17 protein-coding genes and 1 pseudogene are annotated in these 16,598 nt (G+C 68.0%); 7 read left to right on the top strand and 11 right to left on the bottom strand.

The genetic code is table 11. The features are described 5' to 3' along the window. The first annotated feature begins 52 nt into the window (after positions 1-52). From ABZ420_RS15570 to ABZ420_RS15560, 3 genes are all read left to right on the top strand, one after another. Positions 53-1,027: a membrane dipeptidase gene (locus tag ABZ420_RS15570; protein ID WP_357122478.1), complete on the top strand. Its 975-nt coding sequence runs from the start codon at positions 53-55 to the stop codon at positions 1,025-1,027. A gap of 278 nt (positions 1,028-1,305) precedes the next feature. Continuing rightward, entirely contained in the window at positions 1,306-2,709 is a 1,404-nt protein-coding gene (gene lpdA / locus ABZ420_RS15565; protein WP_357122475.1) for a dihydrolipoyl dehydrogenase, read from the top strand. 127 nt (positions 2,710-2,836) lie between these two features. Next, positions 2,837-3,544 carry a polysaccharide deacetylase family protein gene (locus ABZ420_RS15560; protein WP_357122472.1) on the top strand — a complete coding sequence of 236 codons (708 nt, stop codon included), beginning with the start codon at positions 2,837-2,839 and terminating at the stop codon, positions 3,542-3,544. A gap of 94 nt (positions 3,545-3,638) precedes the next feature. Here ABZ420_RS15560 and ABZ420_RS15555 read toward each other — a convergent pair whose 3' ends face one another. After that, complete coding sequence (locus ABZ420_RS15555) at positions 3,639-4,067, bottom strand: PPOX class F420-dependent oxidoreductase (RefSeq protein WP_357122881.1); 429 nt, start codon at positions 4,065-4,067, stop codon at positions 3,639-3,641. A 38-nt stretch (positions 4,068-4,105) separates the two neighbouring features. Beyond that, the gene (locus tag ABZ420_RS15550; protein WP_040870863.1) at positions 4,106-4,504 is read right to left on the bottom strand and encodes a helix-turn-helix domain-containing protein; all 399 of its coding nucleotides are present in this window, start codon (positions 4,502-4,504) and stop codon (positions 4,106-4,108) included. A gap of 98 nt (positions 4,505-4,602) precedes the next feature. Here ABZ420_RS15550 and ABZ420_RS15545 point away from each other — a divergent pair, with 98 nt between their 5' ends. Further along, positions 4,603-5,451 carry an SDR family oxidoreductase gene (locus ABZ420_RS15545; RefSeq protein WP_357122469.1) on the top strand — a complete coding sequence of 283 codons (849 nt, stop codon included), beginning with the start codon at positions 4,603-4,605 and terminating at the stop codon, positions 5,449-5,451. 121 nt (positions 5,452-5,572) lie between these two features. On the opposite strand, the gene ABZ420_RS15540 is transcribed toward ABZ420_RS15545, so the two are convergent. Then, positions 5,573-5,950, bottom strand: coding sequence for a VOC family protein (locus ABZ420_RS15540; RefSeq protein WP_357122466.1), 378 nt, complete (start codon positions 5,948-5,950; stop codon positions 5,573-5,575). A 128-nt stretch (positions 5,951-6,078) separates the two neighbouring features. Here ABZ420_RS15540 and ABZ420_RS15535 point away from each other — a divergent pair, with 128 nt between their 5' ends. After that, positions 6,079-6,861, top strand: coding sequence for a TetR/AcrR family transcriptional regulator (locus tag ABZ420_RS15535; RefSeq protein ID WP_357122463.1), 783 nt, complete (start codon positions 6,079-6,081; stop codon positions 6,859-6,861). Here ABZ420_RS15535 and ABZ420_RS15530 read toward each other — a convergent pair. Then, positions 6,858-7,391: a carboxymuconolactone decarboxylase family protein gene (locus tag ABZ420_RS15530; RefSeq protein ID WP_357122878.1), complete on the bottom strand. Its 534-nt coding sequence runs from the start codon at positions 7,389-7,391 to the stop codon at positions 6,858-6,860. The genes ABZ420_RS15535 and ABZ420_RS15530 overlap by 4 nt on opposite strands. 227 nt (positions 7,392-7,618) lie before the next feature. On the opposite strand from ABZ420_RS15530, the gene ABZ420_RS15525 reads away from it, so the two are divergent. Then, complete coding sequence (locus ABZ420_RS15525; protein WP_357122460.1) at positions 7,619-8,491, top strand: NERD domain-containing protein; 873 nt, start codon at positions 7,619-7,621, stop codon at positions 8,489-8,491. 4 nt (positions 8,492-8,495) lie between these two features. Here the strand turns inward: ABZ420_RS15525 and ABZ420_RS15520 are convergent, their stop codons facing one another. From ABZ420_RS15520 to urtA, 6 genes are all read right to left on the bottom strand, one after another. Next, entirely contained in the window at positions 8,496-9,197 is a 702-nt protein-coding gene (locus ABZ420_RS15520; RefSeq protein ID WP_357122457.1) for a GntR family transcriptional regulator, read from the bottom strand. Positions 9,198-9,205: 8 nt separating this feature from the next. Further along, positions 9,206-9,898, bottom strand: coding sequence for an urea ABC transporter ATP-binding subunit UrtE (gene urtE, locus ABZ420_RS15515; RefSeq protein ID WP_040870583.1), 693 nt, complete (start codon positions 9,896-9,898; stop codon positions 9,206-9,208). After that, positions 9,891-10,745: an urea ABC transporter ATP-binding protein UrtD gene (urtD, locus tag ABZ420_RS15510; RefSeq protein WP_357122454.1), complete on the bottom strand. Its 855-nt coding sequence runs from the start codon at positions 10,743-10,745 to the stop codon at positions 9,891-9,893. Before urtD ends, urtE begins: the two co-directional genes overlap by 8 nt. Further along, positions 10,742-11,887 carry an urea ABC transporter permease subunit UrtC gene (gene urtC, locus ABZ420_RS15505; RefSeq protein ID WP_357122451.1) on the bottom strand — a complete coding sequence of 382 codons (1,146 nt, stop codon included), beginning with the start codon at positions 11,885-11,887 and terminating at the stop codon, positions 10,742-10,744. The genes urtD and urtC overlap by 4 nt, the downstream gene beginning before the upstream one ends. Continuing rightward, a complete protein-coding gene (gene urtB, locus ABZ420_RS15500; protein WP_040870580.1) occupies positions 11,884-12,768 on the bottom strand; it encodes an urea ABC transporter permease subunit UrtB in 885 nt (294 codons plus the stop codon). The genes urtC and urtB overlap by 4 nt, the downstream gene beginning before the upstream one ends. Positions 12,769-12,979: 211 nt before the next feature. Beyond that, complete coding sequence (urtA, locus tag ABZ420_RS15495) at positions 12,980-14,254, bottom strand: urea ABC transporter substrate-binding protein (RefSeq protein WP_357122448.1); 1,275 nt, start codon at positions 14,252-14,254, stop codon at positions 12,980-12,982. 374 nt (positions 14,255-14,628) lie between these two features. Between urtA and ABZ420_RS15490 the strand changes: the two genes are divergently transcribed. Next, on the top strand, positions 14,629-16,458 hold the full coding sequence (locus tag ABZ420_RS15490) for an acyl-CoA dehydrogenase (RefSeq protein WP_357122445.1): 1,830 nt from the start codon (positions 14,629-14,631) through the stop codon (positions 16,456-16,458). A gap of 47 nt (positions 16,459-16,505) precedes the next feature. Here the strand turns inward: ABZ420_RS15490 and ABZ420_RS15485 are convergent. Continuing rightward, positions 16,506-16,598: pseudogene (locus ABZ420_RS15485) on the bottom strand (hypothetical protein); the annotation flags it as partial.

The following is a 16,598-nucleotide window of genomic DNA, read 5'->3' as shown; positions in this document are numbered from 1 at the left end:
CGGACAAGTAGGATCGCTGCCTGCGAGGCCGATCCGAGCAGGAGGTTCGAGGTTGCCACCGTTTCTCTGGGAGCAGCACTGCTGCCTGCCGCTCTCGCCCGCCGCGCGCATCGGCGACCTCGCGCGCTACCCGGCCGGATCGTATTTGTCGGTGAACGTGGGTTACTCGCCGCAGTCGACCGCGGACTCGCTGGCGTTGCTGGACCGATTCCGCCGCGAGGCGTCGGCGGACGGCCGGTTTCGCCTGGTGCGCGGCATCGATGACATCGGGGCGCCCGGCGCCGTCGCGCTCGCGTTCGATCTGGAGGACTCCGGCCCGCTGGGGGGCGACCTGGACAACGTCGCGCGGTTCTACGACCTCGGGGTGCGGTCGTTGCTGCCCACCTACAACCACGCCAACGCCGCGGGCTGCGGATGCCTGGACACCGAGGACACCGGACTCACGGGGTACGGCCGCGATCTCGTCCATGCGCTCAACGAAGTCGGCATGTTCGCCGACGGCTCGCATTGTTCCCGGCGCACCGGGCTGGAACTGGCCGAGTTGAGCGTCGTCCCGATGATCTACAGCCACTCGAACTTCGCGGCCCTGTGGGACCATCCGCGCAACATCACCGACGAGCAGGCGCGGGCCTGCGCCGCGACCGGCGGCGTGATCGGAATCAACGGCGTTGGAATCTTCCTGGGCCGCAACGCCGCCGACGAACGCGCCGAGCGGATCGCGGCGATGGCGCGGCACATCGAATACGGCGCCGAACTGGTCGGCATCGAGCACATCGGAATCGGCTCGGACTACTCCTTCGACGCCGAGGACTTCAACGCCGAACTGGCGAACAATCCGGACGCCTTCTCCGAGGCATACACCGCATGGGGCGCGCTGCAATGGGTGCCGCCCGAGGATCTGACCGGGGCCGCCGACGTACCCGGCCTCGACGAGGTGCTGGCCGGTCGTGGTTTCACCGCAGCGGACCGGGCAGCGGTCTTCGGTGAGAACTTCCGCCGCGCCGCCCGCCAGGTCTGGCGCAGCTGACCGCAGCGGCTCACCACCGGGTGCGACCCCCGCGAGGGGCACACCACGGAGAGGTCCACTCGCGTTTCACCGCGGCCAGGTGCCGCTCACGGACGTTCGCGCGCCTGGGGGAACGGGTGCCGGGATCGGTTGAATACGCCTGCTCGGGCGGCATGCTAGCGCGGCGACACCACCGTGTTCTTCCCGATCACGGAAAGTTTGCGGGTGGGTGTGGCCCACGCCTCACCAGGGTGGGGGATGGGTGGGTGAACATACCGCTGCGGAGTTAGGCTCGGTTCGTGACTTCCCACTACGATGTCGTCGTTCTCGGTGCTGGTCCCGGCGGATACGTCGCCGCGATCCGCGCCGCTCAACTCGGCCTGCGAACAGCGATCGTCGAGCAGAAATACTGGGGCGGTGTGTGCCTGAACGTCGGCTGCATCCCGTCCAAGGCGCTCCTGCGAAACGCCGAACTCGCCCACATCTTCACCAAGGAGGCGAAGACCTTCGGCATCTCCGGCGAGGTGAACTTCGACTTCGGGGTCGCCTTCGACCGCAGCCGCAAGGTCGCCGACGGCCGGGTCAAGGGCGTCCACTTCCTGATGAAGAAGAACAAGATCGACGAGTTCGACGGCAAGGGCACCTTCACCGGCCCGAACTCGCTCACGGTCGAGCTCTCCAAGGGCGGCACCGAGGCGATCACGTTCGACAACGCGATCATCGCGGCAGGCACCGTCACCAAGCTGCTGCCCGGCACCCAGCTCAGCGCGAACGTGGTCACCTACGAGGAGCAGATCCTCACCCGTGACCTGCCCGGCTCGATCCTCATCGTCGGTGCGGGCGCGATCGGCATGGAGTTCGGCTACGTCCTGAAGAACTACGGCGTCGACGTGCGCATCGTCGAGTTCCTCGACCGCGCGCTGCCGAACGAGGACGCGGACGTCTCCAAGGAGATCACCAAGCAGTACAAGAAGCTCGGCATCACCATCACCACCGGTGCGGCCGTGCAGTCCATCGAGGACGACGGCGCCAAGGTCACCGTCTCGATCAAGGACAACAAGTCCGGCTCGGTCGAGACCGTCACCGTCGACAAGGTGCTGCAGGCCGTCGGCTTCGCACCGCGCGTCGACGGCTACGGCTTGGAGACCACCGGCGTGGTGGTCACCGACCGCGGCGCGATCGGGATCGACGACTACATGCGCACCAACGTGCCGCACATCTACGCGATCGGCGACGTCACCGGCAAGCTGCAACTCGCGCACGTCGCGGAGGCCCAAGGCGTGGTCGCGGCCGAGACCATCGCGGGTGCGGAGACCGTCACCCTCGGCGACTACCGGATGATGCCGCGCGCCACCTTCTGCCAGCCGCAGGTCGCCAGCTTCGGTCTGACCGAGCAGCAGGCCCGGGACGAGGGCTACGACGTGAAGGTCGCGACCTTCCCGTTCACCGCCAACGGCAAGGCGCACGGCCTCGGCGACCCCACCGGTTTCGTCAAGCTCATCGCCGATGCCAAGTACGGCGAGCTGATCGGCGGGCACCTCATCGGCCCGGACGTCTCCGAGCTGCTGCCCGAGCTCACCCTCGCGCAGAAGTGGGACCTGACGGTCAACGAGCTGACCCGGAACGTGCACACCCACCCGACGCTCAGCGAGGCCCTCCAGGAAGCCTTCCACGGCCTGGCCGGCCACATGATCAACTTCTGATCCGGTCGCGGAGAGAGGGCGTGCGGTCGTAGATCGCACGCCCTTTTGCTTTGTCGGCCAATGGTTTCCGCCTCGGTAGGGTCGCTGGAGGTCGGCGCGGGCGCGGACGGTCTGCTATACAGCGTGCATGCTTCGCAGGTGGTTGATCGGAAGTGTGCCGGTGCTCGTCGTGGTGGTGCTGCTCGGGACGGGCACCTTCTACCTGATGAACGCGCGCACCTTCCAGTTGGCCGGTCACGTGGTCAGCAGGGTGGACACCGACGCGCGGGTCGTCGCGCTGACGTTGGACGACGGGCCGTCCGATCGCGCTCCCGAAGTGCTGAAAGTCCTTGCTGACGCGCGAGTTCCCGCCACGTTCTACTTGAACGGGCGTGATCTCGCCGCGCATCCGGAGCACGGCAGGGCGATCGCGGCCGCGGGCCATGAGATCGGCAACCACACCTATTCGCATCGGCGGATGGTGTTCGTCACCCCCGGCACGGTCCGGGACGAGGTGGAGGGCACGGACGCCGAGATCACGAAGACCGGTTACGCGGGCCCGATCACCTTCCGGCCGCCCTACGGCAAGAAATTGTGGATGCTGCCGCACTATCTCGCCGAGCACGACCGGGTCACCGTGACGTGGGACGTAGAGCCCGATTCGGGCCGGGCGGACGTCACCGCCGACGACATCGTCGCCGAGACGCTCGGCAAGGTCCGTCCCGGTTCGATCATCCTCTTGCACGTCATGTACGGGAACGCTGAGGCGTCGCTCGCCGCCATCCCCCGCATCGTCACCGAATTGCGCGCCGCGGGCTATCAATTCGTCACCGTGTCCGACCTGATGGCCCGCTGATTCGGCCGTGCGCCGCGCCGGTCCGGCGGTGGATCGGAGTCGCGTCGGAGCGCCCGCCACTCGGTCGTAGTCGCTGCGGACCTCGGCCGCTCCGCTAACCGGCGGCCGGGAGCATGCCGTAGGCGTGGGTGGGGGTGAACAGGACCAAGGCGCGGCGGTCGGTGACCATCGCGGCGCGGTACTCGTCCCAGTCGGGGTGCTCGCCGTTGGCGGTGCGGTAGTAGTCGACGAGCGCGTCGACGGTGGGGTCGCCGGGCGCGGTGGCGACCGGAGTGAGTTCGACCGTGCCTTCGAGCACTGCGTAGGCGAAGAAATCATCGCGGGTCACGTGCAGTGCCGCCCAAGGATCGCGCACGAGGTTGTGATACTTCGCGCGGTCGGCGGTGATGGAGATGCGGATCCGGCCGTCGGCGCCGATGACGTGCAGCACGTTGGACAGCTGCGGGCGCCCGTTGCGGCGGATCGTGGTGAGCACGGACCTGCGATGTTCGCGTGCGAAAGCGACGGCGGCGGCGAGTTCCATGCCCGTGTAACCCGCGGCGCGGGGAGTCTCTTCCCCGGTCAATCGCGGTGGTAGGCCGCCTGTGCCTCGCGTACGCGGGGCATGTTGGTCTCCAGCACCTGGATCAGCGATTCCAGGTGCGCGGCCACCTCGGCGCCCAATTCGGTGAGGGTGTATTCGACGCGCGGCGGAATCGTCTCCTGCACCTCGCGGTGCACCATGCCGTCGCGTTCCAGCGCTTGCAGAGTCTGCGACAACATGCGTTCGCTCACGCCGTCGACCCTTCGCCGCAGGGCGCTGAACCGGTACGGGCCTTCACGCAGCGCGACCAGCGCCAGGGTGCCCCAGCGACTGGCCACGGTCTGCAGGACCGGCCGTGAGGTGCAGTTGCGCGCGAAGACGTCGGCTTCCAGCGTCGGGTCGTCGGCCTCCGCCGAGCCGGTGTGCTGGGTCGTCATACCCGTCATCGTACCCAACTTGACCGCAGTGGGTATGGAATGCATAGTACTTACGAATAGTTAGTGCATGTAAAGCAGTACACACCCTGGAGGTAGTCATGACCATCGCCGTAACCGGAGCGAGCGGGCAGCTGGGCCGACTCGTGGTGGAGGAGTTGTCGCGCGCGGGATCGACGCCCGTCGCGATCGTGCGTGATCCGGGGAAGGTCGCCGACCTGGCCGAACGCGGCGTGGACGTCCGCGGGGCCGCCTACGACGACCCGGCCGCGCTGGTGCGCGCCCTCGACGGCGTCGACCGGGTGCTGCTCATCTCGGGCAACGAGTTCGGCGCGCGAGTAGCGCAGCACACCAATGTCATTCGTGCGGCCGAACGCGCCGGCGTGGAACTGCTCGCCTATACGAGCATTCCGGGCGCTACCGACAACCCGCTGATCCTCGCGCAAGAACACAAGGGCACCGAGGCGGTGCTCGCCGAATCGGCCGTGCCGCACGTACTGCTGCGCAACGGCTGGTATTGGGAGAACTACGTGGGCGGTCTCGCGCAGGCGGTGGAGTCGGGCGTACTGTACGGCGCCGCGGGCGAGGGGCGCGTGGCGGGCGCGGCGCGCGCCGACTACGCCGAAGCGGCCGCCCGGGTGCTCACCACCGATGGTCACGCGGGCGGGGTATACGAACTCGGCGGTGGCGAAAGCCTCACCTATGCCGAACTGGCGCAGGCGATTTCGGAAGCCGCAGGCAAGCCGGTGCGCTACGAGAACCTGTCGGAAGCGGACTACGCCGCCGCGCTGATCCAGGCCGGGTTGCCGGCGGCCTACGCCGAAACGCTGGCCGACGCCGACGCGGGCATCGCCCGCGGCATCCTCGACGTTCGCTCCGGGGACCTGGAGAAATTGCTGGGCCGACCGGCTACCCGGGCTGTCGAAGTCTTCCGCGCGGCGCTGGGCTGACACTTATCGGTTGCGCGTAGGGCCACCGCCTCGCGACGGTGGCTGTCGGGGGTGCGATGCGGCGGCCTGTTTCCATGCCGCCACATCCGGCCCGGCTACCGGTTCGAGTGAAGCTCGAGTGCTACACCCACTGCACCAGCTGGATGATGATCCCGTTCGGATCGCTCATCTGGAAGTACCGCTCGCCCCATTCCTCGGTTTCGATGGGCGTGACGATCGGCACCCCCTCGCCCTGCAACCGAGCGTATTCCGCGTCGATGTCGTCGACCACGAAGGCGACGAGCAGCCCTTCGCCCGCACTGCCGGCCTTGCTCTTCGGTTTGAAACTCGCCAGCCCGGTGCGCAAGTAGATGACGTTCAGTCCGGCGTCGTCGCGGGCGAGGGAGACGAACCCGTCGGCCGACATCTTCTCCTCGAAGCCGAGGTGGTCGATGAGGAATTTCGCCGAGGCGGCCGGGTCGGGGACGTTGAGTGAGACGGCGGAAGCGGTGATGTTCATGAACTCTCCTCGGCGTCAGAAATCTGTACTAAGTACACTGTACTTTGTAGAGAATTTTTGAGCGGCGCGCATTATGACCTGTGTCACACCGATACCATCGGTGGTTCGAGGTGGTCGAGGAGGCAGCGGTGGGACAGCCGAAGGAACGCAGCGGCGCGGGCGACCCGGTTCGCACGTTGGAGCTGCTATGGCGGATTCCGCCGGAGTCGGGCGCGGGCCGGGGCCCGAAGCAGCGCAGCAGCGTCGAGGCGGTGATCGCCGCCGCGCTCGAGATCGCCGATGCGGAGGGGATCGGAGCGCTCACGATGCGCGCCGTCGCCAACCGGCTCGGCCTGACCCCCATGGCCACCTACACGTATGTGCCGGGCAAAGCCGAGCTGATCGACTTGATGCTGGACACGGTGTACGCGCGGATGGAGCGCGCGGACCTCACCGGTCTGCCCTGGCGCGAGCGGGTCGTCCGGATCGCGGCCGAGAACCGCGCCATGCTGGCCCGCCATCCGTGGGTGGCGTATCTGCCGACCACCCGGCCGCCACTCGGCCCCGGCCTCGCCGCCAAGTACGACCATGAGCTGGGGGCCTTCGCTGACCTCGGGCTCGACGACGTCGCGATGGACGCCGCGCTCACGTTCGTGCTCGGGTTCGTCACCTCCGTGGCCCGTATCGCCATCGACAGCGCGCGGGCGGCGTCGGACAGCTCGCTGTCCGACGGGCAGTGGTGGGAACGGGCCGCGCCCGTGCTGGCGCAGGTGTTCGACGCGGAGCGCTACCCGCTCGCCGCCCGTGTCGGCGCGGCCGCTGGCCAGGCGCACGACGCTGCCTACAGCGCCGACCATGCCTACGAGTTCGGGCTGACGCTGGTGCTCGACGGCCTGGCGCGCCGCATCGAGGGACCGTCCGCGGGGGTCTAGACGCCGTCGCGCTGGATGCGCAGGGCGGTGATCGTCGCGGCCAGCCCGTCGTATTGATTGATCAGCAGCACGATTTCGATGAGGCTGCGCTCGTCGTAGTGCTTCGCCAGCTCGGCCCAGGCGTCGTCGTCGAGGTCCCGCGTCTCGACGAGCTGGTCCACCGCGGCCAGCAGCGCTCGGTGCTTGTCCGACCAACCTGCCGCTTCGGGACCCTTACGCAGCCGCTCGAGGATTTCGGTGGTCACCCCCGCGCGGCGACCGAGCCGGATGTGATGGTCCATTTCGTAGTCGCAGCCGCGCAGATGCGCGACCCGGATGATCACCAGTTCCGACTCGTGGCGCGGTAGCCGCCCGCCCGGCATGAGTTTGCCCGAGTAGTGCAGCCAGCCGCGGAACAATCCGCGGGTGCGGCCGAGGGTGCTGAACAAGTGGGCGTCGCCGGTGCCCGCGGCGCGGGAAAGCACCTGCCAGACAACCCAGTTGAGCGGCCCGAGTTCCCGTAGCCGTCCGGGCGAGATGCGTGGTTGCAGCGCTGAAACCATCGTGGTTGCCACCTCCGCGTGGTCTGTGCGGCCGGCGTCGGTGCCGGCCGAGAAAGAGCCTACTCGGCAGTATCCCGCGCGGAGCCCGCCATTCTTTTGCTTTCGGAGTGGTTTTCGGCCGGGTACCCCGTCATCATCAGTACCGGTGCGGGTCACCGCGGCCGCAATGAGTTGGCGCGGCGTCAGGTGTGGACAACAGGTCGGCAGGGGAACAGATGCTGGTGAGGATCAGGCCCGGAGCGGAGCTTTCCGGCGCCGAGCGGGAATTCGTCGCGTGCCTGCGGTCGTATCCGACCACCGGTTTCGCCGTGATCGATCTCGAGGCGGACAACCGGCGTGTCGACGCGGTGGTGTGCACCCCGCGGGGCCTGACCGTGCTGGAGGTGCACGGATTCCAGCGCAGGCAGAGCGGCATTCTGAGCACACCGGCCGAAGGGCCGTGGAAGATCAGCGACGCGCCGGTGGAATTGGACGACCCGGAATCCGGAAGCCCCGCCGAGCGCGTGGAACACGGCATCTACGCGGTCAAGCACATGCTCCAGCGGGCGCTGCAGGACCCGGGGCACATCAGCGGCGCCGTGGTGCTCGTCCCGTTCCGTGGTGCCGTGGTGCGTCCGGCGCGTACGAACCTGCGCCCGGGGTTGGACGTGGTGGTCGGAAATGTCACCGACGCGACCGAGTTGCGGATCTACCTGGAGGGATTCTCCGCTGGACCGCGCGACTGGACCGCGGACCGGGTGATCGGCGCGTGCGGCGCGCTCGGTCTGGCGGAGATCGCCCCGACCCGCGCGGAACTTCTCGAGGCGGGCTTCGAGGAGAACGCGCCGGAGCCGGTCACGACCGTTCCGCGCACACCGAAGCCGCGGGTCGAGCCGAAGCCCGGCGCCGCGACGAAGAGCCAGGCCTACGCGGGCTGGTCGGTCGTCGTGATCGCCGTGGTCGGGGTCCTGTTCGTGCTCGGCGTGATCGCCACCGCGCTGGCGCACGACTCGGCGCAACCGATTCCGGCCACCGGTACGACGACTACCACCCCGTCGCCGCCGTCGCACCGGCCCACCGAATGCTTCCCCTTCCAGCAGAACTGCTGACCTGTCAATCCCGCACGGCGCGGCCCAGCTTGGTCAGGCGCAGTGCGTGCTGGGCGCGAGCCAGCACGTGTGTCCGGGAGGTGTCGATATGGGCGGTGAGGGTCTCCGCCGCCGCGTCCACCGCACCCGACACCAGGAGTTCGGCGACCGCGATGTGCTCGGCGGTCATGGTGGCGATCCGCTCCGGAGTCGGCATGTCCAGTGTGCGCACCGGGCGCACCCGGATGTGCACGGCGGTGAGCGCCTCGGCGAGTGCGGCGTTGCCCGCGGCGGCGAGCAAGGTGGTGTGGAACCGTTCGTCGGCGGCCACCAGCGCCGGTCCCGGTTCGGGCGGGTCGTCGCGCAGCGCGCGCCAGGCGTCGAGTTCCGCGCGCACGAGATCCAGATCGTGCGCGGGCGCCTCACCGGGCGCCCGCACGCGTTGCATCCCCCTGGCTTCCAGCACCAGCCGCAACTCGTATAGGTGATCGAGTTCGTCGAGCCGGGGCCGGTACGGGTAGAGGCCGTCGGCGAGCCGCTCGACCAAGCCGTCGGCCTGCAACCGGGCCAGCGCCTCGCGCACCGGGGTGCGCGACACCCCGTAGGCCTCGGCGAGGCGTTCCTCGCCGAGCCGTTCGGTCGGCACGATCGCTCCGGTGGCCAGATCCCGCCGCAACGAGTCGTACACCTGCTCGCGCAATGGAATCCGACCCCTGCCGCGGGTCATGGCGGCGCTCAGATCGCCATCGCCGAGCGGACTTCGCTCTCGGCGCCCGCGCCACCCGCGCCCGTGGAGGTCACCCGGCCGGAACGCAGCACGTAGTAGCGCTGCGCCGCCTGCAACGCGAAGCCGATGTGCTGTTCGACCAGCAGCACGCTCAGTCCGCCCCGGCGGGTGAGATCGATGATGGTGCGCTCGATCTCGGCGACCACCGACGGCTGGATGCCCTCGGTCGGCTCGTCCAGGATGAGCAGCTTCGGCTCGGTGATCAGCGCCCGCGCGATGGCCAGTTGCTGGCGCTGGCCGCCGGACAGCAGGCCCGCCTTCCGCGCGAGCAGTTCGCGCAGCGCGGGGAACAGATCGAGCGATTCGTCGATCAGCGCCTTGCCGCGTTTACGGCCGTCCGCGACCACCTGCAGATTCTCCGCGGTGGTCAGTTGCGGGAAACTCTGCTGGCCCTGCGGCACGTACGCGATCCCGCGACGCACCCGCCGCGACGGCGACAGTTTGGTGATGGCCTCCCCGTCGAACTCGATCCGGCCCGACTTCGTGCCGATCAGGCCGACGGCCGTGCGCAGCAACGTGGTCTTCCCCGCGCCGTTGTGCCCCATGACGGCGACCACGCTGTCGTCCGGGACGGTCACCGAGACGCCGTGGATGACTTCGGTGCGGCCGTAGCCGGAGTGGATATCGGTGAGTTCAAGCATCGCTGTCCCCTTTCCGGGGTGACTCCGGGCTCGGCGCGGTCGAGGCGTCCTCGAGTTCGGTGCCGACGGCCGCGGCGGTGCCGAGGTAGACCTCCTGGACCTTCGGGTCCGCCTGCACCTGTTCGACGGTCCCCTCGCTGAGCACCTTGCCGCCCGCGAGAACGGTGACCGAGGTGGCGAAGGCGCGCATGAAATCCATGTCGTGCTCGACCACCACGACCACCCGGTCGCCGCCGATGCGGCGCAACAGGTTTCCGGTCTCCTCCCGTTCCTCGGCGCTCATGCCGGCCACCGGCTCGTCCAGCAGCAGCACCGACGCGTTCTGCACCAGGAGCATGCCGATCTCGAGCCATTGCTTCTGCCCGTGCGCGAGTACCCCGGCGGGCTTGTCGCGCAGGCGGGTCAGACCGGTGGTCTCCAGCGCCTCCTCGATCACGGGGAGCACCGATTTGCGGCGGCGCAGCATGGTGAGCGCCGAACGGCCCGCGCCCGCCGCGATGTCGAGGTTTTGCAGCACGCTGAGCTGCTCGAACACGCTCGCGGTCTGGAACGTCCTTCCGACGCCGAGCCGGGCGATCCGGTGCACCTTCTTGCCGAGCAGTTCCACGCCGGTCTTCTGCGCCGACCCGGTCGCCGGGACCAGACCGGTGATCGCGTCGATGAGCGTCGTCTTGCCCGCGCCGTTGGGACCGATGAGGAAACGCAGATCGCCCTGCAACACCGTCAGATCGACATCGGTGACGGCCTTGAAACCGTCGAAACTCACCGACAGGCCACGGATCTCCAGGTACTCGCTGGACATTCCCGCGTTGCCGCCGAGCTTCGGTTCGTGCGTCGTCTCGGTCATCGCGATTCCACCTTCTCCGTCGCGGGTTCCGGCAGCGCCTCGACCACCGTGGCGGCAGGCGGGTCCGCTGGCCGCCGCAACCGGTTGCCCAGCACACCTTTCAGCAAGGGCCACAATCCGGCGAGGCCCGCGGGCACGAAACCGACCACCACGATGAACAGCACGCCTTGCAGATACGTCCACCCCGAGGGGAACTCCTCGGACAGCGCCGTCTGCGCCCATGCCACGCCGACCGCGCCGAGCACCGGCCCGAGCAGGGTGGTCCGGCCGCCGATCGCGACGCCGATGAGAAACGCGATGGACGGAACGACGCCGATGTCGGCGGGGGAGATGATGCCCACGATCGGAGTGAACAGCGCACCGGCGATGCCGGCGAAGAACGCCGCGACCACATAGGCGACGATCTTCACGTTCGCCGGGTCGTATCCCAGGAAGCGCACCCGCTCCTCCTGGTCGCGCACCGCGACGAGCAACTCGCCGTACCTGCTGTGCATCAGTTGCCGCACCAGCGCGACCACCACCAGCAGCGTGCCCGCCGCGATGAAGAACAGCATCTGCCGGTTGACCGGGTCGGACAGCTTGAACCCGAAGAACGCGCGAAAATCCGACAGACCGGTGAATCCGCCGATGGCCTGCTGGCCGGTCAGCAGGATGGCCAGCGCGGCGGCGAGCGCCTGACTGAGGATGGCGAAGTACGCGCCCTTCACGCGGCGCTTGAATACGCCGTAACCGAGTGCCGCCGCGATCAGCGCGGGCAGCACGAGGATGCCGAGCAGCGCCACCGGACCCGACGCGAACGGCGTCCAGAACGACGGCAATTCGCGAATGCCCGCGATCTCCATGAACTCCGGCACGTCGTTGCCGAGCCGGGCGGCGTCGGCCATCTGCAGATGCATGGCCATGATGTAGGCGCCGATGCCGAAGAACACGCCCTGCCCGAGGGTGAGCATTCCGCCGCGTCCCCAGGCCAGCCCGATGCCCACCGCGACGATCGCGAAGCACAAGAACTTCGCCAGCAGGTTGAGCCGGAAATCGCTGAGCACCGCGGGCGCGACCGCGAACAACAGGACGGCGGCGACGGCGAACCCGGCCAACGCGGTGAGCGAGGAATGCGCGCGCCACCGTTGTACGAGTGTGGTCATGCCAAACTCCTTGTCCGGACGGTGAACAGGCCCTGCGGACGGACCTGCAGGAAGATCACGATGACGACGAAGACGACGACTTTCGCGATGGACGCGGTGGTCGAGTATTCGATGTAGGAATTGAGCAGGCCGAGCGCGAACGCCGCGATCACGGTGCCCTTGATCTGGCCCAGCCCGCCGATGACCACCACGAGGAACGCATCGATCAAATAGCTCTGGCCGATGGTCGGGCTGGTCGAGCCGATCAGGGTGAGCGCGACACCGGCCACGCCCGCCAGGCCGGAGCCGATGAAGAACGTGCTGATATCGGTGAAACGGCTGGAAACGCCCGAGGTTTCGGCCAAGCCGCGGTTCTGCACCACCGCGCGGATCCGGCGGCCGAGCGGAGTCGCCTTGAGCACCGCGGCCAGCGCGGTCACCGCGACCACCGCCAGGACGAGGATGAAGATGCGCGTCTTCGGCACCACCGCGCCCAGGATCGTGACGCCGCCGCTGAGCCACTCCGGCGCGATGACGTTCTTCGCGGGCGCGCCGAAGATGTCACGGGCCAGCTGTTGCAGCACCAGCCCGACGCCGAAGGTGACCAGCAACGTGTCCAGCGGCCGGTCGTACATCCAGCGGATCAGGCCCATCTCCAGCGCGGCGCCGAGCAGGCCCCCGACCAGGAAACCGATCAGCAGCGAGACGACGAGCGAGACGCCCGCCGACGAGATGACCTTCTGCACAACGTAGGTCGTGTAGCAACCGGCCATGATGAACTCGCCGTGCGCCATGTTGATCACGCCCATCTGCCCGAAGGTCAGCGAGAGGCCGAGCGCGGCGAGCAAGAGAATCGATCCCAGACTCAGCCCGGTGAAGAGCTGTCCGATCACAACGTCCATGCGAGCTCCTGTGTTGGATTTTCCAGCGCCGCGAACGGAACATGCTCGGTCTCGCTTCGCTCGAAACCGGGAGTCGAGGCGCTCGGGGGCGCGTTGGGTGCCTTGATGTCCGATGCTGTCCGCGGCCCCCCTCATTACGCGCTCCGCGTGATCGCCGCGGCGACTGGGTCGCCGGGCGGGCACCGGTAGCTGGGCCGCGGACAGCCGCGGACTACTTCAGGCCTTTGGCCCAGTCGTAGGACTTCAGGTAGGGGTCCGGCGTCACGGCCTTGCCGGAGTCCCACACGGTGTAGATGAGTCCGTCGGGACGGATCTCGCCGATGCGGGCGGTCTTGGTGATGTGGTGGTTGGAGCCGTCGATGGTGACCAGGCCCTCCGGCGCCTCGAAGCTGACGCCGTCGGCGGCGGCCTGGACGTCCTCCACCTTGAACGACCGCGCCTTCTCGACGGTGTTCTTCCACAGGTAGACCGACGCGTAGGCGGCTTCCATCGGGTCCGAGGTCGGCTTGTCGGCGCCGAAGGCGGCCTTGTAGTCGGCGACGAACTTCTTGTTCACCGGGGTGTCCACGGTCTGGTAGTAGTTCCACGCGGTGAGCTGGCCTGCGATGTGCTGCGCGCCGATGCCCGCCACCTCTTCCTCGGCGATGGACACCGAGATCACCGGCATCTCCGCGGCTTTGAGGCCCGCGTTGCTGTACTCGCGGAAGAACGCGACGTTGGAGTCGCCGTTGAGGGTGTTGAACACCGCGCCCGCCTTGGCGGAGCGGACCTTGTTCACGATGGTGGAGAAGTCGGTGGAGCCGAGCGGGGTGTAGTCCTCGCCCTTGATCTCGATGCCGTTGGCGGCGGCGTACGCCTTGATCTCACGATTGGCGGTCTGCGGGAAGACGTAGTCGCTGCCGACCAGGTACAGGGACGTGATGCCCTTCTGCTTGAGGTAGTCCAGCGCCGGAACGATCTGCTGATTGGTGGTGGCGCCGGTGTAGAAGATGTTCTTGCTGTCCTCCAGGCCCTCGTACTGGACCGGGTAGTAGAGCAGCGAGTTCAGGCTCTCGAATTTCGGCTTCATGGCCTTGCGGCTCGACGAGGTCCAGCCGCCGAACACCGCGGCGACGCAGTCGGAGCTGATCAGCTTCTCCGCCTTCTCCGCGAAGGTCTTCGGGTCCGAGGCACCGTCCTCGAGCACCAGATCGATCTTCTTGCCGAGCACGCCGCCCGCGGCGTTGATCTGGTCGACGGCCAGCTTGGTCGAGTTGGCGACGGTGACCTCGGAGATGGCCATCGTGCCGGACAGCGAGTGCAGTGAACCGACCTTGATCGTGTCCTTCGAGGTGTCGACGCAGGAGGCGGCGCCGGATCCGGTGGTCGAGGCGTCGTCCTTGGCGCCGCAGGCGGTCAGCAACAGGCCGGCGAGCGCGACCGCGGTGGGCACCGCCACCGCTCGGACCAAACGCCTGGAGCGATGGGTGGCACGGGAATCTGGCATGGGGCGAACCCTCTCCTCATCAGGTGTTGCGGCGGCGTCGGCAGGGCGCCGCATCGAATACCGCCGTCTTCGCCCCGCTCACGGCTGTAGACGGGCCTGTATACAACGGCTGTATTCGTGATGCGAACGGTAGACAGGACTTGTTGCGCCGGAATATCTCTCGATGACAAGTCCATTTCGTCTGTTTCGCTCGTGTGAACCTTTCCCGTAAACGGACGGTGAACGGTTGTGAGATCCGGGCAAACCCGCTGGCCGGGGCGGATGTGGCTACGGTTGCGTAGCGTCGCCGCGATGCGGCACGCTTCGATTCGTACGACATCTGAACCGTCCCAAGCCGCGGCGGCGGGCCGCGGACTCGAGTCGAGGAGGACCAGATGGGCCACTACAAGGCGAACTTGCGGGATATCGAATTCAACCTGTTCGAAGTGCTCGAGCTGGACAAACTCCTCGATACCGGCGCCTACGGCGACCTCGATTCCGACACCGCCCGGGAGATCCTCTCGGAGGTTCGGCGACTGGCCGAGGGGCCGGTGGCGGACTCCTTCGCGGCGGCCGATCGCGATCCGGTGGCCTATGACGCGACCACCTTCTCGATCGCTGTTCCGGAGCCGCTCCGTAGGACCGTCGCCGCCGTGCGCGACGCGGGCTGGAGCAGGCTGGGCATGCCGGAGGGCATGGGCGGCACCCCCGCGCCCGCGCCGCTGGTCTGGGCCGTCGCCGAGATGATCACCTGCGCCAACCCGTCGGCGTCGTTCTTCAACATGGGGCCGGTCATGGCGTCCGTGCTGTACAACGTCGGCACCGAGCAGCAGCGGCACTGGGCCACGCTCGGCTTCGAGAAGGGCTGGCAGGGCACCATGGTGCTGACCGAGCCCGACGCCGGTTCCGATGTCGGCGCGGGACGCACCAAGGCGATTCCGCAAGAAGACGGCACCTGGCACATCGAGGGCGTCAAGCGGTTCATCTCCGGCGCGGAGGTCGGCGACACCGCCGATAACGTCTTCCACCTGGTGCTGGCCCGGCCGGAGGGCGCCGGACCCGGTACCAAGGGCCTGTCGCTGTTCTACGTGCCGAAGTTCCTCTTCGACCCCGACACCTTGGAACTCGGCGAGCGCAACGGCGTGTACGTCACCGGGGTCGAGCACAAGATGGGCCTGAAATCCTCGCCCACCTGCGAGCTGACCTTCGGCGGCCACGGCGTACCGGCCAAGGGCTGGCTGGTCGGCGACGTGCACAACGGCATCGCGCAGATGTTCCAGGTGATCGAGAACGCGCGCATGATGGTCGGCGTCAAATCCTCCGGCACCTTGTCGACCGGTTATCTCAACGCGCTGGACTACGCCAGAGAACGTGTCCAAGGCGCGGATCTGACCCAGATGACCGACAAGGCCGCGCCCCGCGTGGCCATCACCCGGCATCCGGACGTGCGTCGTTCACTGGCGATGCAGAAGGCGTACGCCGAGGGCCTGCGCGCGGTGTACCTGTACACCGCCGCGCACCAGAACGCCGATGTGGCCCAGCTCGTTTCGGGCGCCGACCCAGATCTGGCGCACCGGGTGGACGATCTGCTGCTGCCGATCGTCAAGGGCGTCGGTTCCGAGCGCGCCTACCAGTTCCTCACCGAGTCGTTGCAGACCTTGGGCGGTTCCGGTTATCTACAGGACTACCCGATCGAGCAATACATCCGCGACGCGAAGATCGACTCGCTCTACGAAGGCACCACCGCCATCCAGGCGCAGGACTTCTTCTTCCGCAAGATCATTCGCGACAAAGGTGCGGCGCTCGGGCACGTCAGCGCGCGGATCGCGGCGTTCCTCGACGCGAAGACCGGACGGTTCGACACCGAGCGCGACCTGCTGCGCACGGCCGCGGAGGACGTGCAGGCGATGGCCGCCTCGCTCACCGGCTTCTTGATGGCCGCCCAGCAGAAGCCCACCGAGCTGTACAAGGTCGGCCTCGGTTCGGTGCGCTTCCTGCTCGCCGTCGGCGACCTGCTCATCGGCTGGCGCCTGCTGGTGCAGGCGGAGATCGCGGCCACCGCACTGGCCACCGACGCGCCGGAGAAGGATCGCGCTTTCTACACCGGAAAGGTCGCCGTCGCGAGCTTCTTCGCGAAGAACGTGCTGCCCAACCTGGCCGCGGTGCGCGGGATCATCGCCGCCCTCGACGACGAGATCATGAACCTGGACGAGGCCGCGTTCTGAGTTGTTTTCCAGCGCCTGCGGCGCTGGGTGTTCGCGGCCCCTTGACCCTGCCAGCGGAAGCGTTGCGCGGCGACACCTCCCGGCGCGATCGGCCCGATCGGCGAGTCGATCGGCGCGGTGGCCACCGCTGTCTCGTGCGT

Source organism: Nocardia sp. NPDC005745, assembly GCF_040630775.1.
Taxonomy (GTDB): Bacteria; Actinomycetota; Actinomycetes; order Mycobacteriales; family Mycobacteriaceae; genus Nocardia.
This window is presented reverse-complemented; position numbering and strand designations above follow the sequence as displayed.

Bases quoted from the DNA above. Each gene is read 5' to 3' on its own strand.
- ABZ420_RS15560 (WP_357122472.1), top strand. From the start codon at position 2,837: ATGCTTCGCAGGTGGTTGATCGGAAGTGTGCCGGTGCTCGTCGTGGTG.
- ABZ420_RS15555 (WP_357122881.1), bottom strand. From the start codon at position 4,067: ATGGAACTCGCCGCCGCCGTCGCTTTCGCACGCGAACATCGCAGGTCC.
- ABZ420_RS15550 (WP_040870863.1), bottom strand. From the start codon at position 4,504: ATGACGACCCAGCACACCGGCTCGGCGGAGGCCGACGACCCGACGCTG.
- ABZ420_RS15545 (WP_357122469.1), top strand. From the start codon at position 4,603: ATGACCATCGCCGTAACCGGAGCGAGCGGGCAGCTGGGCCGACTCGTG.
- ABZ420_RS15540 (WP_357122466.1), bottom strand. From the start codon at position 5,950: ATGAACATCACCGCTTCCGCCGTCTCACTCAACGTCCCCGACCCGGCC.
- ABZ420_RS15525 (WP_357122460.1), top strand. From the start codon at position 7,619: ATGCTGGTGAGGATCAGGCCCGGAGCGGAGCTTTCCGGCGCCGAGCGG.
- ABZ420_RS15520 (WP_357122457.1), bottom strand. From the start codon at position 9,197: ATGACCCGCGGCAGGGGTCGGATTCCATTGCGCGAGCAGGTGTACGAC.
- urtE (WP_040870583.1), bottom strand. From the start codon at position 9,898: ATGCTTGAACTCACCGATATCCACTCCGGCTACGGCCGCACCGAAGTC.
- urtD (WP_357122454.1), bottom strand. From the start codon at position 10,745: ATGACCGAGACGACGCACGAACCGAAGCTCGGCGGCAACGCGGGAATG.
- urtC (WP_357122451.1), bottom strand. From the start codon at position 11,887: ATGACCACACTCGTACAACGGTGGCGCGCGCATTCCTCGCTCACCGCG.
- urtB (WP_040870580.1), bottom strand. From the start codon at position 12,768: ATGGACGTTGTGATCGGACAGCTCTTCACCGGGCTGAGTCTGGGATCG.
- urtA (WP_357122448.1), bottom strand. From the start codon at position 14,254: ATGCCAGATTCCCGTGCCACCCATCGCTCCAGGCGTTTGGTCCGAGCG.
- ABZ420_RS15490 (WP_357122445.1), top strand. From the start codon at position 14,629: ATGGGCCACTACAAGGCGAACTTGCGGGATATCGAATTCAACCTGTTC.